This is a genomic window from Methylibium sp. Pch-M, assembly GCF_004136295.1.
GTDB classification, from domain to species: domain Bacteria; phylum Pseudomonadota; class Gammaproteobacteria; order Burkholderiales; family Burkholderiaceae_C; genus Methylibium; species Methylibium petroleiphilum.
Genome location: NZ_CP029606.1, coordinates 379,247 through 404,390 on the forward strand (window position 1 = coordinate 379,247; position 25,144 = coordinate 404,390).

General features: G+C 69.9%; 15 protein-coding genes and 3 tRNA genes. 4 read left to right on the forward strand and 14 right to left on the reverse strand.

Translation table 11 applies throughout. The features are described 5' to 3' along the window. The 3 genes from C1M51_RS01785 to C1M51_RS01795 all read right to left on the reverse strand — a co-directional run bounded on the left by C1M51_RS01785 (position 1) and on the right by C1M51_RS01795 (position 3,570). A complete protein-coding gene (locus C1M51_RS01785) occupies positions 1–1,791 on the reverse strand; it encodes an acyl-CoA dehydrogenase (protein WP_129447962.1) in 1,791 nt (596 codons plus the stop codon). A gap of 97 nt (positions 1,792–1,888) precedes the next feature. Beyond that, entirely contained in the window at positions 1,889–2,818 is a 930-nt protein-coding gene (locus tag C1M51_RS01790) for an electron transfer flavoprotein subunit alpha/FixB family protein (RefSeq protein WP_129447963.1), read from the reverse strand. Positions 2,819–2,820: 2 nt separating this feature from the next. Beyond that, entirely contained in the window at positions 2,821–3,570 is a 750-nt protein-coding gene (locus tag C1M51_RS01795; RefSeq protein WP_129447964.1) for an electron transfer flavoprotein subunit beta/FixA family protein, read from the reverse strand. A gap of 203 nt (positions 3,571–3,773) precedes the next feature. On the opposite strand from C1M51_RS01795, the gene murI reads away from it, so the two are divergent. Continuing rightward, on the forward strand, positions 3,774–4,595 hold the full coding sequence (murI, locus tag C1M51_RS01800) for a glutamate racemase (RefSeq protein WP_129447965.1): 822 nt from the start codon (positions 3,774–3,776) through the stop codon (positions 4,593–4,595). Positions 4,596–5,085: 490 nt separating this feature from the next. Here the strand turns inward: murI and C1M51_RS01805 are convergent. The 9 genes from C1M51_RS01805 to C1M51_RS01845 all read right to left on the reverse strand — a co-directional run bounded on the left by C1M51_RS01805 (position 5,086) and on the right by C1M51_RS01845 (position 15,886). After that, positions 5,086–5,159 (reverse strand) — tRNA-Cys (locus C1M51_RS01805). A gap of 96 nt (positions 5,160–5,255) precedes the next feature. Next, positions 5,256–5,331 (reverse strand) — tRNA-Gly (locus C1M51_RS01810). A 100-nt stretch (positions 5,332–5,431) separates the two neighbouring features. Beyond that, complete coding sequence (gene lon / locus C1M51_RS01815; RefSeq protein ID WP_129447966.1) at positions 5,432–7,849, reverse strand: endopeptidase La; 2,418 nt, start codon at positions 7,847–7,849, stop codon at positions 5,432–5,434. A 122-nt stretch (positions 7,850–7,971) separates the two neighbouring features. Next, a complete protein-coding gene (clpX, locus tag C1M51_RS01820) occupies positions 7,972–9,243 on the reverse strand; it encodes an ATP-dependent Clp protease ATP-binding subunit ClpX (RefSeq protein WP_129447967.1) in 1,272 nt (423 codons plus the stop codon). 104 nt (positions 9,244–9,347) lie between these two features. Beyond that, a complete protein-coding gene (clpP, locus tag C1M51_RS01825; RefSeq protein ID WP_129447968.1) occupies positions 9,348–9,956 on the reverse strand; it encodes an ATP-dependent Clp endopeptidase proteolytic subunit ClpP in 609 nt (202 codons plus the stop codon). A gap of 127 nt (positions 9,957–10,083) precedes the next feature. After that, positions 10,084–11,388, reverse strand: a complete 1,305-nt coding sequence (gene tig / locus C1M51_RS01830; protein WP_129447969.1) for a trigger factor — start codon at positions 11,386–11,388, stop codon at positions 10,084–10,086. Positions 11,389–11,423: 35 nt separating this feature from the next. Beyond that, positions 11,424–11,510: transfer RNA gene (locus tag C1M51_RS01835), tRNA-Leu, on the reverse strand. Positions 11,511–11,607: 97 nt separating this feature from the next. Next, positions 11,608–14,733, reverse strand: a complete 3,126-nt coding sequence (locus C1M51_RS01840; protein WP_129447970.1) for an efflux RND transporter permease subunit — start codon at positions 14,731–14,733, stop codon at positions 11,608–11,610. Between the two features lie 13 nt (positions 14,734–14,746). Then, a complete protein-coding gene (locus C1M51_RS01845) occupies positions 14,747–15,886 on the reverse strand; it encodes an efflux RND transporter periplasmic adaptor subunit (RefSeq protein WP_129447971.1) in 1,140 nt (379 codons plus the stop codon). Between the two features lie 195 nt (positions 15,887–16,081). Between C1M51_RS01845 and hpnC the strand changes: the two genes are divergently transcribed. The 3 genes from hpnC (at position 16,082) to hpnE (ending at position 19,191) form a co-directional block, all read left to right on the forward strand. Next, positions 16,082–16,912: a squalene synthase HpnC gene (gene hpnC, locus C1M51_RS01850; protein ID WP_129447972.1), complete on the forward strand. Its 831-nt coding sequence runs from the start codon at positions 16,082–16,084 to the stop codon at positions 16,910–16,912. A gap of 78 nt (positions 16,913–16,990) precedes the next feature. Beyond that, positions 16,991–17,854, forward strand: coding sequence for a presqualene diphosphate synthase HpnD (gene hpnD, locus C1M51_RS01855; protein ID WP_129447973.1), 864 nt, complete (start codon positions 16,991–16,993; stop codon positions 17,852–17,854). Further along, complete coding sequence (gene hpnE, locus C1M51_RS01860; RefSeq protein WP_242499941.1) at positions 17,851–19,191, forward strand: hydroxysqualene dehydroxylase HpnE; 1,341 nt, start codon at positions 17,851–17,853, stop codon at positions 19,189–19,191. Before hpnD ends, hpnE begins: the two co-directional genes overlap by 4 nt. 37 nt (positions 19,192–19,228) lie before the next feature. On the opposite strand, the gene C1M51_RS01865 is transcribed toward hpnE, so the two are convergent. Both C1M51_RS01865 and C1M51_RS01870 read right to left on the reverse strand, forming a co-directional pair. Beyond that, a complete protein-coding gene (locus C1M51_RS01865) occupies positions 19,229–22,489 on the reverse strand; it encodes an exodeoxyribonuclease V subunit beta (RefSeq protein WP_129447974.1) in 3,261 nt (1,086 codons plus the stop codon). After that, positions 22,486–24,984: a PD-(D/E)XK nuclease family protein gene (locus C1M51_RS01870; protein WP_129447975.1), complete on the reverse strand. Its 2,499-nt coding sequence runs from the start codon at positions 24,982–24,984 to the stop codon at positions 22,486–22,488. The genes C1M51_RS01865 and C1M51_RS01870 overlap by 4 nt, the downstream gene beginning before the upstream one ends. Positions 24,985–25,144 lie beyond the last annotated feature (160 nt).

The following is a 25,144-nucleotide window of genomic DNA, read 5'->3' on the forward strand; positions in this document are numbered from 1 at the left end:
TCAGAACGCGTCGAGCGCCAGCGCGGTGACCGAGTCGGCCCCCTCGACGATGCTGTCGCGCAGGCCGGGCAGCTTGCTCAGCTGGTGCTCGGCGTAGAAGCGCGCCGTGGCCACCTTGGCGTTCATGAAGGCCACGTCGTCGCCGGCCGCGGCGCGCGTCTCGGCCACCAGCAGCGCCCGGGCAAGCTGCCAGCCGGCCATCAGGCTGCCGGCCAGCAGCAGGTAGGGCACGCTGCCGGCGAACACGGCATTCGGGCTGGCCTTGGTCTGGCCGGCGACGAAATCGACCACCTGCTCGAAGGCGGTGCGCGCGGCCGTCAGGCGCTTGAGCACCGCGCGGGCCGCAACGCTGTCGCGCGCCGCGAGCTCGGCCTCGGTGCGCGCGATCTGGGCCGCGATCGCCTTGGCCGTGCCACCGCCGTCGCGCGCGGTCTTGCGGCCCACCAGGTCGTTGGCCTGGATCGCGGTGGTGCCTTCGTAGATGGTCAGGATCTTGGCGTCGCGGTAGTACTGCGCCGCGCCGGTCTCCTCGATGTAGCCCATGCCGCCGTGCACCTGCACGCCCAGGCTCGCGACCTCGACGCTCATCTCGGTGCTGTAGCCCTTGACCAGCGGCACCATGAATTCGTAGAAGGCCTCGTTCTGCGCCCGCACCTCGGCATCGGGGTGGGCATGCGCCGCGTCGTAAGCGGCGGCAGCGACGATCGCCATCGCGCGGCAGCCCTCGGTGTGCGACCGCATCGTCATCAGCATGCGGCGCACGTCGGGGTGGTGGATGATGGGTGCGCTGCCACGCACCGAACCGTCGACCGGGCGGCTCTGCACGCGGTCCTTCGCATAGGCGACGGCCTTCTGGTAGGCGCGCTCGGCGACCGCGATGCCCTGCACGCCGACCGCGTAGCGGGCCGCGTTCATCATGATGAACATGTACTCGAGGCCGCGGTTCTCCTGCCCGACCAGGTAGCCCACCGCGCCGCCGTGGTCGCCGTACTGCAGCACCGCGGTCGGGCTGGCCTTGATGCCCAGCTTGTGCTCGATGCTGACGCAGTGCACGTCGTTGCGCTCGCCAAGCGAGCCATCGGCCTTGACGAGGAACTTGGGCACGATGAACAGCGAGATGCCCTTCACGCCCTCCGGCGCGCCGCTGACGCGGGCCAGCACCAGATGGACGATGTTCTCGGCCATGTCGTGCTCACCGTAGGTGATGAAGATCTTGGTGCCGAACAGCTTGTAGCTGCCATCGGGCTGCGGCTCGGCGCGCGTGCGCACCAGTGCGAGGTCGGAGCCGGCCTGCGGCTCGGTCAGGTTCATCGTGCCGGTCCACTGGCCGGAGATCATCTTCGGGATGTAGGTCTGCTGCTGCGCCTCGGAGCCGGCGGTCAGCAGCGCCTCGATGCAGCCGTCGGTCAGCAGCGGGCACAGCGCGAAACTGAGGTTGGCGCTGTTGAGCATCTCGCCGCAGGCCGAGCCGATGGTCTTGGGCAGGCCCTGGCCGCCGAAGTCGACCGAATGCTGCAGCCCCTGCCAGCCACCCTCGACGAACCCGCGGAAGGCCTCCTTGAAGCCCGGCGTCGTGGTGACACGACCATCCTTCCAGGACGAGGGCTGCTTGTCCCCTTCCCAGTTGAGCGGTGCCACCACCCCCTCGTTGAACTTGGCGCACTCCTCGAGCACGGCCTGGGCCGTGTCGACGCCGGCGTCCTCGAAGCCCGGCAACTTGGCCACTTCCTCGAGTGCCGCGAGTTCCTGCATGCAGAACAGCATGTCCTTGACGGGGGCCTGGTAGCTCATGACGTGTCTCCTGGAAGGCCGAGCTTCTGTCGGCTCGATGAGGCGCCCGGACGCGGTTCGTCGCGTTCGGATGCCGGGGTGGGGAATGCAGTCGACCTCAGAGCTGCCGGACCAGCTCCGGCACGGCCTCGAACAGGTCGGCCTCGAGGCCGTAGTCGGCGACGCTGAAGATCGGGGCCTCGGGGTCCTTGTTGATCGCGACGATCACCTTGGAGTCCTTCATGCCCGCGAGGTGCTGGATGGCCCCGGAGATGCCGGCGGCGATGTACAGGCTGGGCGCGACGATCTTGCCGGTCTGGCCGACCTGCCAGTCGTTGGGCGCGTAGCCGGCATCCACTGCCGCACGGCTGGCGCCGAGCGCGGCGCCGAGCTTGTCGGCCAGCGGCGTGAGCACCTCGTTGAACTTGTCGCTGCTGCCCAGCGCCCGTCCGCCGCTGACGATGATCTTGGCGGCGGTGAGCTCGGGCCGGTCGCTCTTGGTGACCTCGCGGCCGACGAAGCGGCTGCTGCCGCCGTCGGCCACCGGCGCCACGCTCTCCACCGGCGCGCTGCCGCCCGTGCCCGCGGCGTCGAAGCCGGTGGTGCGCACGGTCAGGACCTTCACCTTGTCGCTGCTCTGCACCACGGCAATCGCGTTGCCGGCGTAGATGGGCCGTTCGAAGGTGTCGGGGCTGTCGACGCGGGTCACGTCGCTGACTTGCGCGACATCGAGCAGCGCCGCGACGCGCGGCGCGACGTTCTTGCCGTGGGCGGTGGCCGGGAACAGCAGGTGGCTGTAGGCGCCGGCCAGGGCCAGCACCTGCGCCCCCACCGTCTCGGCCAGTTGCTCGGCGAGCTGGGGCGCGTCGGCGTGCAGCACCTTGGTCACGCCGGCGATCTGTGCGGCCGCCTGCGCCGCCGCGGCGGCCTGGTGGCCGGCGACCAGCACGTGGACCTCGCCGCCGCATTGCAGCGCGGCGGTGACGGTGTTCAGGGTGGCGCCCTTGAGGCTGCCGTGGTCGTGTTCGGCGATGACGAGTGTGGTCATGTTCAGATCACCTTGGCTTCGGTCTTGAGCTTGGCCACGAGCGTGGCAACGTCGGGCACCTTGATGCCGGCGCCGCGCTTGGGCGGCTCGCTCACCTTGAGCGTCCTGAGGCGCGGCGTGACATCGACGCCCAGGTCGGCCGGCTTGACGACCTCGAGGGTCTTCTTCTTGGCCTTCATGATGTTGGGCAGCGTCACGTAGCGCGGCTCATTGAGGCGCAGGTCGGTGGTGACCACCGCCGGCAGCGCGACCGAGACGGTCTCCAGGCCACCGTCGACCTCGCGCGTGACCTGGGCGCGGCCGTCGGCGATCTCGACCTTGCTGGCGAAGGTGGCCTGGGGCCAGCCGGCCAGCGCGGCGAGCATCTGCCCGGTCTGGTTGCAGTCGTCGTCGATGGCCTGCTTGCCGAGGATGACGAGCTGGGGCTGTTCCTTGTCGGCCAGGGCCTTGAGGAGCTTGGCGACCGCCAGCGGTTGGAGCTCTTCGGTGCATTCGACCAGGATGGCGCGGTCGGCGCCGATGGCCATCGCGGTGCGCAGGGTCTCCTGGCACTGGGTGACGCCGCAGGAGACGGCGATGACTTCGCTGACCGCACCCTTCTCCTTGAGCCGCACCGCCTCTTCGACGGCAATCTCGTCGAACGGATTCATGCTCATCTTGACGTTCGCGGTGTCCACCCCCGTGCCGTCGCTCTTCACGCGAACCTTCACGTTGTAGTCCACCACGCGCTTCACGGCGACCAGTGCCTTCATTCGATCTTCTCCGGAATTGATGCAAACCTGCGCTGCGATTCTATGGAGCCCACCTGCCCGACCCGGGCGGCGCCCCACAAAAAAGCACGATCGTTCAGTTTCGACGGGATGATACCGATCACCACACCTGCCAGACATGTCCGATGGCGTCAATGAAGGGCGTCGAACTGCGCGATCCGGCCACTTGCTAGACTCGCGCGCCCATGACGAACACCGCCGCGCCGCTGGACGACCGCCCCCCCGCCGCCTGCATCGGCGTGTTCGATTCCGGCGTCGGCGGGCTGTCGGTGTTGCGCGCACTGCACCGCCACCTGCCGCATTCGCAGCTGCTGTACGTCGCGGACTCGGGCTTCGCCCCGTATGGAGAGCGCGACGAAGGCTACGTGATCGAGCGCTCGCGCGTGCTGACCGCCCACCTGCTGCGCGAAGGCGCTCAGCTCATTGTGGTGGCCTGCAACACCGCCACTGCCGCGGCGGTCCGCGCGCTGCGCGAGGAGCATGCCGACGTGCAGTTCGTCGGGGTCGAACCCGGCATCAAGCCCGCTATCGCACTGAGCCGCAGCGGCCGCATCGGCGTGATGGCGACGCGCGGCACGCTGGCCAGCGACAAGTTCCGCCGGCTCGTCAGTTCGCATGCGCAGGGTGCCCAGCTCCATCTGCAGGCCTGCGCCGGTCTCGCGCACGCGATCGAGGCCGGCGATGCCAACAGCGCCGAGGTGCTGGCCCTGGTGGACCGGTACACGGCCCCACTGCGCAAGGCGGATGTCGACACCGTGGTGCTGGGCTGCACGCACTATCCGTTCGTCGCGCAGCACATCCAGCGAGCGCTCGGCGCCGGGGTGCAGCTGGTGGACACGGCCGACGCCGTGGCGCGACGCGTGCAGCAGCTCATCGTCGGCCTGCGGTCCGCCCACGCACACGCCGCTGCCCGGCTGTGGACCACCGGCGACCTGGCGACCCTGACACTGGTCGCCGGCCGGTGGCTGGATTTCGAGGTCGAGACGCGACAACTCCCGGCGGCCTGAGGCGAGGCACACGCATGCGCGAAACGCCGCACGGCAGACGGTAAAGCCGCCCGCAGCGGGCTCGGTGGTGCCTCGACCCGGGATCGAACCGGGATGGACCGGTCAGGGTCCGGCGGATTTTCTTACCTGCTACGGCTTTCGCCGCCGCGCGCAGCCAGCGCTGTGCACGTTCGGGGTCTGGAGCGCGCCTTCACCATCGCTTGCGCCTTAGGTGCCCGCCGTCCGCTCTCTACACCTTCCGCCCCGGCCCGGCTGCGGCTTGGCTCGGCGTTGCCTCGCGATGCGTAACGCACCGCAGGGGGTTCTCCGAATTTGACGGGATCCATCCCGCGCGTTTCTGCGCGGGCGCTCAAATTGATTTCAAGTCCGCTGCGTCTGCCAATTTCGCCATCGAGGCCTGCACGCATGGTAGCGCCGCACAGGAGGCCGGAAACATAAACGCCCCGCTGGAGCGAGGCGACGAAGAGGCACTGGGCCATCGAGCGGAGACTGGAGGCGCGGGGCGGAGTCGAACCGCCCTGGACGGATTTGCAATCCGCTGCATAACCGCTTTGCTACCGCGCCCTGGTGCCGCTCTCGAAGATGCCGGCAATGCCGACAATTCTGACAAAGAACCGCTGACAAAAAAGGGAAGCATGAGCTTCCCTTTCATCGCAAGACTGGAGCGGGAAACGAGGCTCGAACTCGCGACCTCAACCTTGGCAAGGTTGCGCTCTACCAACTGAGCTATTCCCGCACACTTTTCACTGCCTGCTCGCAAGGAATCGCTTCCTTGCGAGCCTCGCAGTATAGCCGAAGCCTGCACAGTGATGCAAGCGCACCACCGCGCTTCCGGCTCAATGCTTGATCACTTCGCCACCAGCCGCCGGTGCCGCGTCGGGCTTGGGCGTCTCGGGCTTGGGCTCCTCGTCGACCAGCGCTTGCGGCAGGGCCGTCAGCGCGACCTCCAGCACCTTGTCGATCCAGCGCACCGGCACGATCTCGAGGTGGTTCTTGACGTTCTCGGGGATGTCCTGGAGATCCTTGACGTTCTCTTCCGGGATCATCACGGTCTTGATGCCGCCTCGGTGGGCCGCGAGCAGCTTCTCCTTGAGCCCGCCGATCGCCGTGACCTCACCGCGCAGCGTGATCTCGCCGGTCATTGCGACATCCGAGCGCACGGGGATGCCGGTCAGCGCCGACACGAAGGCCGTCGTCATCGCCGCACCGGCGCTCGGCCCGTCCTTCGGCGTCGCGCCGTCGGGCACGTGGATGTGGATGTCGCGCTTCTCGAACAGCTCGTCCTTGATGCCCAGGCGGCGGGCGCGCGAGCGCACCACCGAACGGGCCGCCTCGACCGATTCCTTCATCACGTCGCCCAGCGAACCGGTGCGGATGATGTTGCCCTTGCCAGGCATCACCGCCGCCTCGATGGTGAGCAGATCGCCGCCCACCTCGGTCCACGCCAGACCGACCACCTGGCCTACCTGGTCTTCCTTCTCGGCGCGGCCGTAGTCGAACTTGCGGACGCCCAGGAACTCGTTGAGGTTCTCGTCGGTGACGACGACGCGGCCAGCGTACTTCTTCAGCGACAGCCCCTTGACCACCTTGCGGCAGATCTTGCTGATCTCGCGTTCGAGCGAGCGCACACCGGCTTCGCGCGTGTAGTAGCGGATGATGCCGCGCAGCGCGCTCTCGGTGACATCGAGTTCCTCTTCCTTCACGCCGTTGTTCTTGCACTGCTTGGGCAGCAGGTACTTCTGCGCGATGTTGAGCTTCTCGTCCTCGGTGTAGCCGGACAGGCGGATCACCTCCATCCGGTCCAGCAGCGCCGGCGGGATGTTCATCGAGTTCGACGTGGCGATGAACATCACGTCGCTGAGGTCGAAATCGAGCTCGATGTAGTGGTCGCTGAAGGTGTGGTTCTGCTCGGGATCGAGCACTTCCAGCAGCGCCGACGAAGGGTCGCCGCGGAAATCCATGCCCAGCTTGTCGATCTCGTCGAGCAGGAACAGCGGGTTGCGCGTGCCCACCTTGGTCAGGCTCTGCAGCACCTTGCCCGGCATCGAGCCGATGTAGGTGCGGCGATGACCGCGGATCTCGGCCTCGTCGCGCACACCACCGAGCGCCATGCGCACGAACTTGCGTCCGGTCGCGCGCGCCACGCTCTGGCCGAGCGAGGTCTTGCCGACCCCCGGGGGGCCGACCAGGCACAGGATCGGCGCCTTGACCTTGTCCACGCGCGCCTGCACCGCGAGGTACTCGAGGATGCGGTCCTTGACCTTGTCGAGGCCGTAGTGATCTTCGTTGAGCACGTCCTCGGCATTGAGCAGGTCGTGCTTGATCTTGGTCTTCTTCGCCCAGGGCAGGTTGACCAGGGTGTCGATGTAGTTGCGCACCACCGTCGCCTCGGCCGACATCGGCGACATCAGCTTGAGCTTCTTCAGCTCGGCGTCGGCCTTCTTGCGCGCGTCCTTGGGCATCTTGGCGGCGATGATCTTCTTCTCGAGCTCCTCGAGATCCGCACCTTCTTCGCCCTCGCCAAGCTCCTTCTGGATCGCCTTGACCTGCTCGTTCAGGTAGTACTCGCGCTGGCTCTTCTCCATCTGGCGCTTGACGCGGCCGCGGATGCGCTTCTCGACCTGCAGGATGTCGACCTCGTGCTCGAGCTGCTCGAGCAGCTTCTCGAGCCGCGCGTTCACGGAGTCGAGGTCCAGGATCGCCTGCTTGTTCTCGAGCTTGAGCGGCAGGTGAGCGGCGATCGTGTCGGCCAGGCGGCCGGCGTCGTCGATGCCGGCGATCGAGGTCAGGATCTCGGGCGGAATCTTCTTGTTGAGCTTGACGTACTGGTCGAACTGCTGTGTCACGGCACGGCGCAGCGCCTCGACTTCCGGCGAGGCGCCCTGCTCGGGCGGGATCGGGGCCACTTCGGCGGTGAAGTACTCGCCGCTGTCGTCGATGCTGACGGTGGTGGCGCGCTGCATGCCCTCGACCAGCACCTTCACCGTGCCGTCGGGCAGCTTCAGCATCTGCAGGATGCTCGAGACGCAGCCGATGTCGAACATGTCGTCGGCCTTGGGTTCGTCCTTGCCAGCGGCCTTCTGAGCCACCAGCATGATCTGGCGGCCGGCTTCCATCGCGGCTTCCAGCGCCTTGATGGACTTGGGGCGGCCGACGAACAGCGGGATCACCATGTGGGGGAACACGACCACATCGCGCAGCGGCAACAGCGGCAGCGTGATCGGGTCGGCGGGAAGAACGGGATGTCCGGACATGGAGGCCTCTCTTTCTCAGGCGCAGATGGAGCCCGAGCGGGGAATTGCAAGAAGGGAGCCTGGGTGGCGGCGACGGTGGCAGGCGGAGCGGTGACGGGCCGGCCTCGGATGCGCCTACGGCCTCAGGCGCTGGCCTTCTGTTCGCGGTAGACCAGCAGCGGCTTGGTGTGTTCTTCGATCGTGTGCTCGTCGAGCACGACCTTCTGGACGCCATCCATGGTGGGCAGATCGAACATGGTGTCCATCAGGGAGTGCTCCATGATCGAGCGCAGCCCGCGCGCACCGGTCTTGCGGGCCAGCGCCTTCTGGGCGATGGCGGTCAGCGCCGACGGCCGGATCTCGAGCTCGACACCGTCCATCGCGAACAGCTTCTGGTACTGCTTGACCAGCGCGTTCTTCGGCTCGGTGAGGATCTGCACCATCGCGTCCTCGGTCAGCTCGCCCAGCGTGGCGACCACCGGCAGACGGCCGACCAGTTCAGGGATCAAACCGAACTTGATCAGGTCCTCGGGCTCCACCTCGCGGAACACTTCGCTGACCTTGCGTTCGGTCTTGCTCTGCACGCTGGCGCCGAAGCCGATACCCGACTTCTCGGAGCGGTTCTGGATCACCTTCTCGAGACCGTCGAAGGCGCCGCCGCAGATGAACAGGATGTTGGTGGTGTCGATCTGCAGGAAGTCCTGGTTCGGGTGCTTGCGGCCGCCCTGCGGCGGCACGCTGGCCATCGTGCCCTCGACGAGCTTGAGCAACGCCTGCTGCACACCCTCGCCCGAAACGTCGCGTGTGATCGAAGGGTTGTCGGCCTTGCGCGAGATCTTGTCGATCTCGTCGATGTAGACGATGCCGCGCTGCGCGCGCTCGACCTCATAGTTGCAGTTCTGCAGCAGCTTCTGGATGATGTTCTCGACATCCTCGCCCACGTAACCGGCCTCGGTCAGCGTGGTGGCATCGGCAATCACGAACGGCACGTTGAGCAGCCGCGCCAGCGTCTGCGCCAGCAGTGTCTTGCCGGAACCGGTGGGGCCGATCAGCAGGATGTTGCTCTTGGCGAGCTCCACGTCCTCCTTCTTGCCCACGCCCTGCACATGCTTGAGGCGCTTGTAGTGGTTGTAGACCGCGACGGCCAGCGTGCGCTTGGCCGGCTCCTGTCCGATCACGTACTGATCCAGGCTGGCCTTGATCTCGCCGGGCACCGGCAGGTCGCTCTTGGCCGCCTTCGCGTCCGCGCTTTCCGCGGGCACTTCGTCACGGATGATGTCGTTGCACAGCTCGATGCACTCGTCGCAGATGAACACCGACGGGCCGGCGATGAGCTTCTTCACCTCGTGCTGACTCTTCCCGCAGAACGAGCAATACAGCACTTTTTCGCTGGAGGAGCCTTTTTTCTCGGGCATGGGACGAGCCGTCTGGGGAGTGACAAGAATGATAAGGGAAAAGAAAACGGGGCCTTGGCGTCGAAAAAGGCCCCGTTGCCCACCCAGTTACCCGGCCATTCGGGTCAGGCGCGCTTCGAGATCACCTTGTCGATCAGGCCGTAGCCAGTGGCCTCCTCGGCCGACATGAAGTAATCGCGCTCCGAGTCCGCGCGGATCTTCTCCAGCGACTGGCCGGTGCGCTCGGCCAGGATGCCGTTGAGGCTCTCGCGCAGCTTCAGGATCTCGCGCGCCTGGATCTCGATGTCGGTCGCCTGGCCCTGGGCCCCGCCCGAGGGCTGGTGGATCATCACGCGCGAGTTCGGCAGCGCGAAACGCTTGCCCTTGGCGCCGGCGGCCAGCAGGAAGGCCCCCATGCTCGCCGCGATGCCCATGCACAGCGTCGACACGTCGGGCTTGATGAACTGCATGGTGTCGAAGATCGACAGGCCGGCGCTGACCGAGCCGCCTGGGGAATTGATGTACAGCGAGATGTCCTTGTCGGGGTTTTCGCTCTCCAGGAACAGCAGCTGCGCCACCACCAGATTGGCCGTCTGGTCGTTGACTGGACCGACCAGGAAGATCACGCGTTCACGCAGCAGACGGCTGTAGATGTCGTAGGCGCGTTCGCCGCGGCCCGACTGCTCGATGACGACGGGCACCATGCCCAGATTCTGTGTTTCCAGCGCGCTCATGGCACTCCTTGATTCGACGACCTGCTTCAGATGCGGCTTGATTATGTCGCGTCAAGAGCAGGCCTCGAGAGATGGCAAGAAGGCGCCGGCCTCGCGGCACGGCGCCTTCGGAGACAGCTCTGCCGGGTCAGACCATCAACTCGTCGAACGGCAGCTGCTTGTCACTGACCTTGGCCTTCGACAGCACGAACTCGGTGACGTTGTTCTCGACCACCAGGGCCTCGACCTCGGCCAGGCGCTGCCGGTCGCCGAAGTACCAGCGGCGGACCTCCTCGGGCTTCTCGTAGCTCAGCGCCATCTCCTCGATGTGCGCACCGATCTGCTCGCCCTTGGCCTGCAGCTGGTTCGTGCGCACCAGCTCCGCCACCACCAGGCCCAGGCGCACTCGCCGCTCGGCCTGCTCGTGGAAGATCTCGGCGGGGATCGGCGCCTTGTCGGCGTCCTTGATACCACGCTGCTTCAGGTCGGCGCGGGCGCCCTCGATCATGCGGTCGGTCTCGTTCTGCACCAGCGCCTTCGGCAGGTCGAGGTCGGCCACCTTGATCAGGGCCTCCATCACCGCCGACTTGTTGCGGGCGATCAGGCGGTTCTTGACCTCGCGCTCGAGGTTCTTGCGGATGTCGGCGCGCAGGCCTTCGAGGGTCGGGTCCTGGATCCCCAGCGACTGCGCGAAGGCCTCGTCGACCTCCGGCAGGTGCTGCGCCTCGATCTTGGTCAGCGTCACCAGGAAGTCGGCTTCCTTGCCGGCCACTTCCTTGCCCTGGTAGTCCTCGGGGAACTGCAGCGGGAAGGTCTTGGACTCGCCGGTCTTCATGCCGCGCACCGCCTTCTCGAAGGCCTCCAGCATGCGGCCTTCGCCGAGGATGAACTGGAAGGCCTCGGCCTTGCCACCGTCGAACGGCACCCCGTCGATCTTGCCCTCGAAGTCGATCGTCACACGATCGTCGTCGACCGCGCCTTCGCCCGCCGCGCGCTGTGCGAAGGTGCGGCGCTGCTTGCGCAGGATGTCCAGCGTCTTGTCGATCGCGGCGTCGGTCACCTCGGTGCTCACGCGGTCGATCTCGGTGGCCGACAGGTCGCCGATCTTCACGTCCGGATAGACCTCGAAGGTCGCGTCGAAGGCCAGCTCGCCTTCGGGCGCACCTTCCTTCTCGGAGATACGCGGCGCGCCGGCGACGCGCAGCTGCGCCTCGTTGGCGGCCTTGCTGAAGGCCTCGCCGACCTTGTCGTTCATCACCTCGTACTGGACCGAGTAGCCATAGCGTTGCGCCACCACGCTCATCGGCACCTTGCCGGGGCGGAAGCCGTCGGCCTTGACCGTCTTGGCCAGGCGCTTCAGGCGCGTTTCGACCTCGTTCTTGATCGTGTCGGCCGACAGGGTGAGGGTGATGCGGCGCTCGAGCTTCTCGAGGGTTTCGACGGTGACAGCCATGATCTGTACTCTCTCGCTGGACTGAAGGATGCGTGTGGTGCGCGGGGCGGGACTCGAACCCGCACACCCTTGCGGGCGTCAGGACCTAAACCTGGTGCGTCTACCAATTTCGCCACCCGCGCTGGAAATTGAACAAGGGCCCGCCGGCCCTTGTTCGTCGAGTTCGGTCGAGTTCGGTGCACCGCTTCGCCGGGGCGCCGATTCGGTCGACCGGAGATTTTAGCTGGCTTCCAGTTCAGGGCGCCGGACCCTGAACCACGCCGCATACATCGCCGGCAGGGCCAGCAACGTCAGTGCGGTGGCAACGATCAGCCCGCCCATGATCGCCACCGCCATCGGCCCCCAGAACACGCTGCGGGTCAGCGGGATCATCGCCAGCACCGCGGCAGCGGCCGTCAGCACGATCGGGCGGAAGCGCCGCACCGCCGACTCCACGATGGCCGTCCAGGCCGGGATGCCACGCGCGCGATCCTGCTCGATCTGGTCGATCAGGATCACCGAGTTGCGCATGATCATGCCGCTCAGCGCGATCACACCCAGCAACGCGACGAAGCCGAACGGCCGCCCGAGCAGCAGCAGCGCGGCCGCCACGCCGGCGATGCCCAGCGGACCGGTCAGGAACACGAGCACCGCACGACTGAAGCTGTGCAGCTGCAGCATCAGCAGCGTGAACATGATGAACAGCATCAGCGGCGCCCCGGCGGCGATCGATCCCTGGCCCTTGCTGCTCTCTTCCACCGCACCGGCGATCTCGATCGTGTAGCCCGGCGGCATGCGCTGGCTCAGCTGTTCGAGCTGCGGCCACAGCTGCGCCGTCACGGTGGCGCCCTGCAGGCCTTCGGCCACGTCGCCCTGCACGGTGACGGCGTAATGCCGCCCCTCGCGCCACAGCACACCCGGTTCCCAGGTGAAGCCGACCTTGGCGATCTGGGTCAGGGGAATCGAGCGGCCACTCGCGGTCGGGACGTAGCCATTGGCCAGGTCGGTGAGCGCGTTGCGCTCGTCGGCCGGCTGGCGCAGCACGATATCGATCAGCCGGTCGCCCTCGCGGTATTGGCCCACCGTGCTGCCGGTCAGCACCGTGCGCGAGGCCTGGGCGATGGCCTGGCTGGTGACGCCGAGCGCGCGGGCCTTGTCCTGGTCCACATCGAGGTGCAGCACCTTCACCGACTCGTTCCAGTTGTCGTTGACGCCGCGCATGCCGGCGTTGCCGCGCAGGATGGCCTTGGCCTCGTCGGCCCACTGCCGCACCGCCTGGACGTCGTCGCCGATTACCCGGAACTGCACCGGATAGGGCACTGGCGGCCCGTTGGGCAGCAGCTTGACCCGCCCGCGCACCTCCGGGAACTCCTCGGCCAGCAGCGCCGGCAGCTTGCGACGCAGCGTTTCGCGCACCGCCAGGTCCTTGGGCAGCAGGATGAACTGCGACACATTGGTCTGCGGAAACACGAAGTCTAGCGGCAGGTAGAAGCGCGGCACACCCGAACCGACCCAGGTGGTCACGGCGTCGACCCCGGGCTCCCGCATCAGGCGGGCCTCGAAGCGCCTGGCAACGTCCTCGCTGGCCGCATAGGAGGCGCCCTCCGGCAGCCACAGGTCGACCAGGATCTCCGGGCGGCTCGAGTCGGGGAAGAACTGCTGCTGCACCCGACCCATGCCGACGATACCGAGCGCGAACACCAGCAGCGTCGCGCCGATGGTCAGCCAGCGGTGCGCCACGCACCAGTTCAGGAGCGCGCGAAAGCGCGTGTAGAACGGTGTGTCGAACAGCTCGTGCGCGGCTTCGCCCGCCGCGTGCGGCCTGGCCTGGAGCAGCAGCAGTCCGAGGTAGGGCACGAAGTACACCGACACCGCCCAGGAAATCAGCAGCGCGGCCGTGGTCACGGCGAAGATCGCGAACGTGTATTCGCCCGTCACCGATTTCGCCAGCCCGATCGGCAGGAAGCCGGCGGCGGTGATGAGCGTGCCGGTCAGCATCGGCTTCGCGGTCAGTTCGTAGGCGAAGGTGGCGGCGCGGACCTTGTCGTAGCCCTCCTCGAGCTTTCTCACCATCATCTCGACGGCGATGATGGCGTCGTCGACCAGCAGGCCCAGCGCGATGATCAGCGCGCCGAGCGAGATCTTGTGCAGGCCCACGCTCCAGTAGTACATCGTGATGAAGGTGATCGCCAGAACGAGCGGGATCGTGATGGCCACCACCAGCCCGGGTCGCACGTCGATGCGCAGCGGCCTGGAGTGCAGGCCCAGTGCGATGAAGCTCACCGCCAACACGACCACCACCGCCTCGATCAGCACCCGCACGAACTCGCCCACCGAGCGCGACACCGCCTGCGGCTGGTCCTGGATCTGCGACAGCTCCACACCCATCGGCAGGTCGGCCTGGATCTTCGCGGTGGCCGCCTGCAGGTTCTTGCCGAGCTCGATGATGTCGCCACCGCGCGACATCGAGATGCCGAGCGCGATCACCGGGCGGCCCTGGTGGCGCACCTTGACGCTCGGCGGGTCCACATAGGCGCGCTGGATCGTCGCGATGTCGCCGAGCCGCAGGCTGCTGGCCGCGCCGGTGCTCGCGTTCACCGCGCGGATCGGGAAGGCGCGCAGTTCGTCGATCGAATTGAACTGGCCGCCGATGCGCACCTGGACCGTCTGCCCGGCGACATGGAAGGCCCCGGCGCCCTCCACCGCGTTCTGCGCGCCCAGTTGGGCCAGTACCGCGTTCAGGTCGATGCCCAGCTGCACCAGCCGCTTCTGCGGGATCTCGATGTACACCTTCTCCGCCTGCACGCCGAACAGCTCGACCTTCGCCACGTCGGGCACCCGCAGCAGCCGTGTGCGCAGCGACTCGGCCTGCTGGCGCAGCTCCTCGTCGCTGAAGCCGTCAGCCGACAGCGCGTAGATCGAGCCATAGACGTCGCCGAACTCGTCGTTGAAGAACGGGCCCTGCACGCCGGAGGGCAACTGGCCTCGCGCGTCGCCCAGCTTCTTGCGCGCCTGGTACCAGACGTTGGGCACCTCGCGCGCCGGCGACGAGTCCTTGATCTGCAGCAGCGTCAGCGACTCGCCGGGCTTGGTGTAGCTGCGGATCTTGTCGGCATAGGGCACCTCCTGCAGCGTGCGCTCGATCTTGTCGGTCACCTGCTCGGCCATCTGCTGCGCGGTCGCGCCGGGCCAGAAGGCCTGCACCACCATCACGCGGAAGGTGAACGGAGGATCCTCGTCCTGCCCCAGCTGAAAGTAGGCCACGAAGCCCAGCACCATCAGCACCACCATCAGGTAGCGCGTCAGCGCGGCATGCTCGAGTGCCCAGCGTGAGACATTGAACCGATCGGCAGCGGGTGCGTCCATCATGGCCCCGGACTCAGTGCGTCACCGCGGTCACGGCCGACGCGGCGGCGGCGGCTGCCGCGCCCGGCTCGGCGTAGCGCTTGACCTTCTGCCCGGGCGTCAGCAGGTGGACGCCGGCGGTCACCACCTCCTGGCCTGGTGCCAGGCCGGCCGTCACGATGACCGCATTGCCTTCGGCACCGCTGGCCTGCACCGGCTGGGCCCGCACCGTCATGCTCTGCGCGTCGAGCAGCCATACCGAGGTCTTGCCCTGCAATTCCACCAGCGCGCTGAGCGGCAGCTTGATGACGCCGTCGATCCGCGGCGTCTCGACCATCACCGCCGCCGTCTGGCCGAGCTTGACCTCGGCACGCCCCACGTCCGCCTTGACCAGGAAGGTGCGCGTGACAGCGTCGGTGGCCGCGGCGATCTCGCGCACGGTCGCCGGCAGCAGTTCGGACGAGCCCCAGGGCTGTACCTTCACCGCGCCGGGCTTCCCCTCCAGCGCCCGCACCAGCGCCAGCTTGTCCTCGGGGATCGAGAACACCGCGTCGCGCGGCCCGTCCTGGGCCAGTCGCAGCACCGCCGCGCCGGCCGCCACCACCTGGCCCGGCTCGGCCTCCACCGCCGTGATGACGCCCGCCGCATCGGCCCGCAGCACCGCGTAGTCGGCCTGGTTGCCCTGCACGGCCGACTGGGCGCGGGCCTGGTCGAGCGCGGCGCGCGCCGCTTTCAGCGTGGCGTCGCGACGCTCGAGCTCGGCTGCGCTGATGAAGCCCTGCGCCAGCAGTTCCTGGTAGCGCCGGTGGTCGGCCGCGGCGAGGTCGTGGCTGGCCTGGGCCGACGACAGGGCGGCTCGCGCACTGTCCTCGCCGAGCCGCAGATCGCGGGGATCGAGCCGCGCCAGCACCTGGCCGGCCTTGACGCTGTCGCCCAGATCGACATCGCGCCGCAGGATCTTGCCGCCGACGCGAAAGCCGAGCCGCGACTCGATGCGCGCCTTCACCTCGGCGGCGAACTCGTAGCGACCGCCGGCCACGTCGCCCGCGACGGTGAGCGTGCGGACGGCGCGCACCGGCTCGGGTGCTGGTTCGTGCCTCGAACAGGCCAGCAGGACGAGGGCACACAGCGGCACGATGGCGAGGCGGACGTGGCGAGAGAACGGCAGGCGCATGTCGAACCCTTGAACGGCAGGTGGACGGGACGGGAGTGGCCCCTGGGCAGCGTGGAACGGGCCCTTGAACCATTAATGACTGACTGGTCAGTAATATACGGGTCGACCGCAAGGCCTGTCAACGCAGCGCCCGTCCAGGCCTCGTGTCCGGCGCTGGCGTGGACAATGCGGCCTCACGCCCGCATGCAGGCCCTGATGAGCGTCGACCACTACGAGAACTTTCCTGTCGCCTCCCTGCTCTGCCCGCCGGCCCTGCGGCCGGCCGTGACAGCGATCTACCACTACGCCCGCACGGCGGACGATCTGGCCGACGAGGGCGATGCGCCCGCCGCGCAGCGGCTCGCCGACCTGGCGGCCTACCGCGCCGACCTGCATGCCGTCGGCGCCGGCGCGGCGGTCTCGCCACGCTGGGCCGCCGTGTTCGGGCCGCTGTCCGTCGCGATCGCGAAGCACGCGTTGCCGCTGCCGCTGCTGGAGGATCTGCTCGACGCCTTCGTACAGGACGTGGTCCAGACGCGCTACACCGACCGCGCCGAACTGCTGGACTACTGCCGCCGCTCGGCCAACCCGGTGGGACGGCTGCTGCTGCACCTGTACGGCGTGCAGGACGCCGACAGCCTGCAGCGCTCCGATGCGATCTGCAGCGCGCTGCAACTCATCAACTTCTGGCAGGACCTGAGCGTCGACCTGCCGCGCGGCCGGCTCTACCTGCCGCTCGACCAGTGCGCCGCCCACGGCGTCGACGAGGCCGCGCTGTTCCTGCAGCTCGACAGCGTCGCCAGCCGGGCCCTGGTGCAGGCGCAATGCGCCTGGGCGCGCGGGCTGATGCTGAGCGGCGCGCCGCTGGTCCACCGGCTGCCGGGCCGGGCCGGCTGGGAACTGCGCGGCGTGGTGCAGGGCGGCCTGCGCATCGTCGACAAGATCGAGGCCCTGCAGTTCGCCACGCTGCGCCGGCGGCCGCGGCTGCGGGCACTGGACGGACCTCTGATCGCCTGGCGCGCCTGCCGCATGCGTGCACGCGTCTGACGGAGCACGATGCGGCTGGCGGCCGATGTGACAATCTCCTGAATCACCGCACCGCCTCGCCCGCCCCACCCCCGCCCCATGACGCCCCAACAGTACGTGCAGGACAAGGCCGCTGCGAGCGGGTCGAGCTTCTACTACGCCTTCCTGTTCCTGCCACCTCCGCGCCGCGCCGCCATCACCGCGTTCTACGCGTTCTGCCGCGAGGTCGACGATGTCGTCGACGAAGTCTCCGACCCCGGTGTCGCGGCCACCAAGCTGGCCTGGTGGCGCAAGGAGGTGGCCGAGGCCTTCGCCGGTCAGGCGCACCACCCGATCCTGCAGGCCCTGATGCCGCACGTGGCCGACTACGGCATCCGCGCCGAGCACCTGAGCGCCGTGATCGACGGCTGCGAGATGGACCTCACGCAGACGCGCTACCTCGACGACGTGGCGCTGCAACGCTACTGCCACCTGGTGGCCGGCGTGGTGGGCGAGGTCGCTGCCAGCATCTTCGGCTGCGAGCCCGGGCGCCCGCTGAGCGAGGGCACGCGACGCTATGCCCACACTCTGGGCCGCGCCTTCCAGCTCACCAACATCATTCGCGACGTCGGCGACGACGCGCGCCGCGGCCGCATCTACCTGCCGGTGAGCGAGTTGCAGCGCTACGACGTGAAGGCGCACGAACTGCTCAAGCGCGAGGCGCCCTGGGGCTACAGCGAGCGCTTCACCGCGCTGATGAAGTTCCAGGCCGAGCGCGCGCACCGGTCCTACGACGAGGCGTTCGCGGCGCTGCCCGCCGACGAGCGCCGTGCGCAGCGGCCCGGCCTGATGATGGCGGAGATCTATCGCACGCTGCTGCGCGAGATCGAGGCCACCGGCTTCCAGGTGCTGCACCAGCGCACCGCGCTGACCCCGCTGCGCAAGCTGTGGCTGGCGTGGAAGACCAACTGGAAAGAGCGTTGACCCGCCCCGTTGCGGCTGCGCCGCTCCCCCCCAGGGGCGCGCCGCTGCGGGTTGCGATCGTCGGGGGCGGCTGGGCCGGGCTGGCTGCGGCCGTGGAGGCCAGCTCGCTCGGCCACCACGTCACGCTGGCCGAGATGGCGCCGTCGCTGGGCGGTCGCGCGCGACGCCTGCCGGCGTCCGTCGACGGCCTGGCGCTCGACAACGGCCAGCACATCCTGATCGGCGCGTACAGCACGACGCTGTCGCTGCTGCGAACGGTCGGAGTCGACGAGCGCGCGGTGCTGCAGCGCAGGCCCCTGACCCTGGTCGACGCGCATGGGCACGGCCTGTCATTGCCGCGCGGGCCGGCGCTGCCCGGCTTCGTGCGCGGCGTGCTGTCGGCCCGGGGCTGGTCGCTGCGCGAGCGCATGGCGCTGCTGTGCGCGGCCGGCGGCTGGCTGCTGCGCGGCTTCCGTTGCGACGAACAGCTGACGGTCGCGGCCCTCACGGCCTCGCTGCCCGCCACCTTGCGCCGCGCACTCATCGAACCGCTGTGCGTCGCCGCGCTCAACACGCCGGCGCAGCAGGCGAGCGCGCAGGTGTTCCTGCGCGTGCTGCAGGACGCGCTGTTCGCCGGCCCCGGCGCTTCGGACCTGCTGCTGCCGCGCGTGGACCTCGGCGCGCTGTGGCCCGACGCCGCCGCGACTTGGCTGCGCACCCGCGGCGCGGTGCTGCACACCGGACGGCGCGTGAACGCGATCGCTCCCGAGGGCGACGGCTGGCAGGTCGATGGCGTGCACTTCGACCGCGTGGTACTGGCCTGCAGCGCTGTCGAGGCCGCCCGCCTCGCCGAGCCGCATGCGCCGGCCTGGGCCGGGCAGGCGGCAGCGCTGCGCTACGAGCCGATCGTCACCGTGCTGCTGCACGCACCCGGAGCCCGGCTCCCGGCGCCGATGCTCGCCCTGGACGCGCGCGACGCCGTGTCGCCGGCGCAATACGTGTTCGATCTCGGCCAGCTGCGTGACCCGGCACGCGAACCGGGCGCGGCCGGCACGCTGGCCTTCGTCATCAGCGGCGCGACCGACGCCATCGCGCGCGGGCTCGACGCCACGGCCGAGGCGGTGCGCCTGCAGGCCACAGCGCAGCTCGGCCGCTGCCTGCCGAGCGAGCCCCGGCTGCTGCGGGTGCTCAGCGAGAAGCGCGCCACCTTCCTCTGCACGCCCGGCCTGCGGCGTCCCGGCGGCCGCATCGCGCCGGGATTGCTCGCCGCGGGGGATCACGTGGACGGACCCTACCCCGCCACGCTCGAGGGCGCGGTGCGCGCCGGGCAGGCTGCAGCGCGCGCGTTGTCGCCCTAGCGGCCGGGCCACGCGGCCGCGCCTGGAACCCGAAACCCTAGAGCTCGATCACCTCGCCGGCGGCGGTGATGAAGGCCGCGCGCACGCGCTCGCCCGGCTGCAGGGCCTGCACGGCCTCGCGGTAGCCGGCCAGCTGCGCCCGGTAGGCCTCGATCGTCTGCGGGGTGTGCTGCAGCTTGTAGTCGAGCACCCACCACTCCGGGCCTGCGGGCGTGCGCAATGCCACCAGCCGATCGATACGCAGCGCGGCACCGCGCCACGCGATCGCCACCTCGTTGCCCGACCAGTGCAGCGCCTCCGGGTCGAAGAAGCGCGCGCAGGCCGCACTGCCCAGCACCGCCCGCGCCAGCGCGGCCACGCGAGGCGCGGCGTCGGGCGGCAACGCGAACTCGACGGCCGCCGCCGCTGCGGCAGTATCGAGCGCGGCGTGGGTCGGCAGCCATTCGAGCACGCGATGCACTGCGCGGCCGAGTTGCGCAGCTTCGCTGTCGGCGTCGACCGCCGCCGGGTCGGAGTGCGCGGCGGCGAGACGGACGCGCGGCAGCGCAAGCAGCACCACCGGGCTCTCCGCGGACCCGGCGGGTACAACCGCCTCATCGGCATCGCCCACCGGCGGGACGACATCCGCGCCCGCTTCGGCGAGTCGCTGCCAGGCGCTCGGCCCCGGCGCCGCGCGGAACGGGGCGGTCGCGCTGAAGACGAGCCGCTCGCGGGCCCGGGTCATTGCCACATAGAGCGCATTGAGCTCCTCGCGCGCCCGCCCTTCCTGCTCGGCTGCCATCAGGGCGCGCAGCGACGGCGGGCAACGCGACTCACTGGCGACGAAGGCACAGCAATGGGGGTGCGCCGCATCGGCCGGCCAGTCGATCAGCAGGGTCGCGGTCTCCGCCTTCGGCGCCTCCGGCGTGGTGTCGATCACGAACACCGCGCGCGCCTCCAGGCCCTTGGCGCCATGGATGGTCAGCAACTGCACCGCGTCGGCCGCGCTCTGCGGCGGCAGCAGCACGCGCCGGCGCCGGAGCGCGCGCACGAAGTTGTAGGGTGTGGCGTGGCGCGCACCGTCGAGCAGCAGCGACTGCGCCAGCAACGCATCGATGGCCGCAAGCGCCAGCGAGCGCCCCGCGGGCGGCACCACGGCGGCATAGCGCTCCCGCACCTCGCCCTCGTCGACGATGCGATCGAGCAGGTCGTGCGGCGGCAGTGCCGCGGCGGCCGTCAGCCAGCCGGGCCACAGCGTGCGGGCCCGATCGAGAGCCGCGCTGCCCGCGCCTGCGCCACGCAGCAGCACCTCGCTCCAGGCAAGCCGCTCGGCCCGCGCCGCCCGTGCGAGCGCCACCAAGTCGTCGTCGCTCGCGCCGAACACCGGGCTCTTCAGGGCCTGCGCGAACGACAGGTCGTGCGACGGTGACGCCAGTGCATCGAGCAGCGCGACCAGGTCGCGCACTTCGGGCGCCCCCGTCAGCTCGCGCTGCTCGGGCGTGGCGTGGGGAACACCACGTTCACGCAGCGCCTGGGCCACCAGCGCCAACGGGGCTCGCTTGCGGCACAGCACCTGGATATCGCCCGGGGCCAGCCCCCCTTCGCCCAGCAGGCCGGTGATACCGGCTGCCACCTGCTCCGCCTCGATCCGCCGCAGCACCTCTTCGGGCTCGGTGCGCGGCGTGGTGAGGCTGTCGCGCCAGCCGCCGGCGGCGACCGCCGGGCCGCCCTTCTCCGGCCGCGGCACCGCCGGCAGCAACCGCACCGCGCCGGACGGCTCGCGCACGTCGGTGGTGTGCGGGCGGAAGTCGTCGAACCGGCCACCGGCCTGGGCGTGCTCGAACACCGCATTCAGCACCGCCAGCACCCGCGGCGCATTGCGGCGCGTGTGATCGCAGGCCAGGTGGGCGCCGTCCAGCGCGGTGACGACGAAGTCGCGCGCCTGCGCGAAGACGCGCGGATCGGCCCGGCGGAAGCGGTAGATGCTCTGCTTCGGATCGCCGACGATGAAGACCGACAGGGGCCGCTGGCCGCTGCTGCCGCCGCCGGCCCCGGCATAGCCGCTGAGCCAGGCATCGAGCGTGCGCCACTGCAGCGGGCTGGTGTCCTGGAACTCGTCGATCAGCAGGTGACGCACGCGCGCATCCAGCCGCTCCTGGACCCAGCCCGACAGTTCGGCATCGGCGAGCAGGTGCTCGGCGCACGCCTCGAGGTCGGCCATGTCGGCGAGGCCTCGGTCGCGCTTGAGCTGGCGGTAGCTGGCGAGCAATACGCGAGACAGCCGGACCATGCGCGCATGCGCACGGTGCGCCGCCTGCTGGTCCATGGCCTCGGCAATGCGCCGCAGCACGTCGGCCGCCTCGTTCAGGCCCGGTGCGTCGATCTGCTTGCGCAGCTCGCCGGTCTTGGTGAACAAGGCCTGCCAGGCGGCGTCGAAGGCCGCCGCCGGATCGGCTTCGATGCCGGCCAGCGCCTGCTCGAGCGCGCTGCCTGCATCTCGCGACTTCTTGCCCCCGGCCGCCCCCAGCGCCACCGCCAGAGCCGACAGCGCCCCCCGGATGTCCGGCTGCGCCAGCCAGTCGGCGGGGTGGGCCAGTCCGTCGAACTGCGGCCACAGCGCCGCGGCCGATGGCACGCTGGCTTCCAGCACGCCGGCGGCGTCGGCCCGCTCGATCTCGACGCGCTGGTCGAGCGCGGCCTCGAGCCACTGCTGTGCCACGTGGCGCCCGCGATCGTGCACGAGTGCCGCGAAGTCCCCGCGCAGGGCGGCATCGGCCGACACCGCCGACAGGAAACGCCGCCAGTAGTGCGGCTGCAGGTCGCTGCGGTCCTCGAGCAGGTCGACCTCGGACTGCAGGCCCAGCGGCTCCAGCAGCGCCAGCGGCGCGGCGCGCAGCAACTGGCTGAACCAGCCGTGGAAGGTGCGGATCTCGACCAGACGCCCACCGGACAGCAACTCCGCGTACAGCGCGGCCAGCCGGGGCACGAGCACGCCGGCCTCCTGTCGCGTGCAGCCGCGATCGACCAGCGCCTGTTCGCGCTGCGCGTCGTCGCACAGCGCAAACTCGCGCAGCCAGTCCTGCAGGCGCTCGCGCATCTCGCCCGCAGCCTTGCGGGTGAAGGTGATGGCCAGGATCTCCTGCGGCGCCGCGCCGTCGAGCAGCGCACGCAGGATGCGCGACACCAGCATCCACGTCTTGCCGGCGCCAGCGCAGGCTTCCACGACGACGCTGCGGCGCGGGTCGCAGGCCACGCGGTAGAACGCCGCCGGCGCCACCAGCTCGCCGTCGATGCGGTAGGCGAACGCCGCCGACGTCATGCCCGGTCCTCGCGCCAGTGGTCGCGCCGGCACAGGCCGCGTGCGCTGCAGTGCTCGCAGGCGCTGCCCTCGCCCAGCGCCGGCATCGGCGCGCCGGCCTGCAGGCGCGCAAAGTCGGCCGCGATGCCTTCGAGCAGGGCCGCAGCGCTGGCGGCCACGTCAGGATGTGCCAGCAGCTTCACACCCTCGCGCCCGTCGAGCGACAGGTAGGCGGCCTGCACCCCGCCCGGGGGGGTGCCGCGCGACGCGTCCAGCAGCGCGGCGTAGAACGGCAGCTGGGTGTCCTCGAGCGGCTGCCGCAGGCGCTCGCGCAGCGTGGTCTCGCTGGTGGTCTTGTAGTCGAGGATGCGGTGCGCACCTGGGCCGGCCTCGCCCGGCACGGCATCGATGCGGTCCAGCGTGCCGCGCAGGCGCAGGCCCGTGGACGCCAGCGCCGGCGGCTGTGCGCGCAGTTCAAGCTCGGTGTCGATCACGTTCGCGCCCAGCGCCTCTTCGGCATGCCACCAGGCGAGGTAGCGCGGCAGCAGGTCCTCGAACCACACGGCGAACGGCAGGAAATCGGCATCGTCGCGCGCCAGCAGCGCCTGCCGCGCGCGGGCAATGGTCAGCAACAAGGCTGCATCGTCCTGCGGCGCGCCGGGCTGCCGCTGGCGGTGGAAGTCCTGCAGCACCGCATGAAGCCAGGTGCCGTAGTCGCGCTTGTCGACGGCGTCGTCGAGCTCCTCGGCTTCGGCCAGGCCCAGCAGGCGCTGCGCGAAGAAGCGATAGGGACAGGCGCGCAGCGCTTCGTAGGCCGTGGCGTTGAGCGAGTCGGGCAACAGCGCCGGAGCGACCGGCAAGGGGTGCGCGAGCGGGCGCCGCATCACGGCGAGGGGCGTCCGCGGCTCATCGCCCGACCTGATGGCGTCGCGCGCGTCGAACTGCAGTTGCAGCAACAGCGGGCTGGCCTGCAGCGGCTCGGCGCCGTCGCGTCGGCGGTGCAGCAACGTGAGCCGCGGCACCCGCAGCAACTGCAAGAAGGCCCGTCGCTCGTGTTCGCGACGCTGACCACTCGACGGCAGGCCGAGCGCGGCCGCCAGTGCGTCGCCCAGCAAGGCCTGCGGCTTCGGCGGCGCGCCGAGATGCGCCGCATCGGCCCCCGGACACACGACCGCCGCGAACGGACGCAGCATCGCGCGCGCCAGCGGCGTGAGGATCACCGGTGCCGCGCCGCCGAGGCTGGGCGACGGCGGTTCGAACGACACCGCCTCCAACACCCCGTCGACCCAGTCGCGCAAGCCGTCGGCATCGAAGCGCACGCGTGCCGCCTGCTGTGCCCAGGCGCTGCCGGCCGTGGGCTCGGCGCGGCAACGCAAGGCGTCGATGACCTGCCGACCGGCGGCGTCATCCAGCAGGAGCTCCCACAGCCCGGCGCGCAGCAGCGCCTCGCGCAGACGCGACAGCCATTCGCCCAGCGCCAGACGGCGGCCGGCGCGCAAGGGTTCGCCGATCGTGAGCCACTGCTGCCAAAGGGCGAGCGCGGTGGGCTCGAGGCGGGCCTCGTCGACCTGCCGCAACGCGGTGATGCCGTCGCGGCGCCACGCGGCATCGAGCGCCGCACGGCCGTCCGCCGGGACCGGTGCCGAGGCCAGCCAGTCGAGCAGATCGTCGGTCGCTGCGCGGGGATGCACCGCGCGCAGCAGGCCCATCACCGTGGCGCCTGCACGGGTGGTCGACAGCTTCCAGCCCGTCTCGTCGCTCACCGGCACCTGCTGCCGCTCGAGCAGCGCGCGCACGCGGCGCAGCAGCACGCGGTCGAGCGCCACCAGGGCCACCGGCTGCTCGCCCTGCGCCAGGTGAGCCAGCACCTGTGCCGCCGCCTGCTGCGCCTCGTCCTCGAAATCGTCGCACTCGCTGACCTGCACCGCACCGGGAGCGCCGCGAAGGCCGGGGGCGTGCAGGTCGGCATCGAGCCACAGCACCGGGACCGACGACGCGGCCAACAGGGACTCGACCAGCGGATCGGAGGCGCCGACCCGCAACGCGACCCAGGCCGCCGGCCTCAGGGCGTGGAGCGCATCGGCGCCCAACGTGGCCGCCGTGTTCGACCATTCGAGCGCGAGCCGGGCCAGCGCGCGTTCCTGCTGGCCCGGCCCGGTGGGTCCGGACAGCAGCGCACGGGCCTTCTCGAGCCAGGCCGTGCGTTGGGCCGGCGGCAGTGCCAGCCTGGCGCGCGCCAGCGCCTGTGCCGTGTCGTTCAGGCGCGCGACGGCGAGCGCGAAGCCGCGCGGATCGCGATGCGGCCAATCCGGAACCTGCTCGCGCAGCAGTTGTGCGGCCTGCAGCGGATCAGCCACCGGATCGAAAGCCAGTTCGCCTGATGCGGCCGGCTGCGGCGGACCGAGCGAACGCAGCAGGGTCTGCGTCGTTTCGAAACGCGGCATCCAGGGGGCGTGGTCGAGCCCCAGCCAGGCGGCCCGCGCCAGGGGCAGGTGCTGAGCAAAGGGCAGCAGCACAACGAGGTCCCGCGATGCAATGGCCTCGCGGCGCGAAAACGCGGCGATCTCGTGCGCCAGGCGCGTCCAGCACGCGGCGACCGCCAGGCCGGCTTCGGGCAGGGCGTCCTCGGCGGCGGGGTCCGGTGTCGGATTCAGGGGCGGGATCCTTCTATCGCCC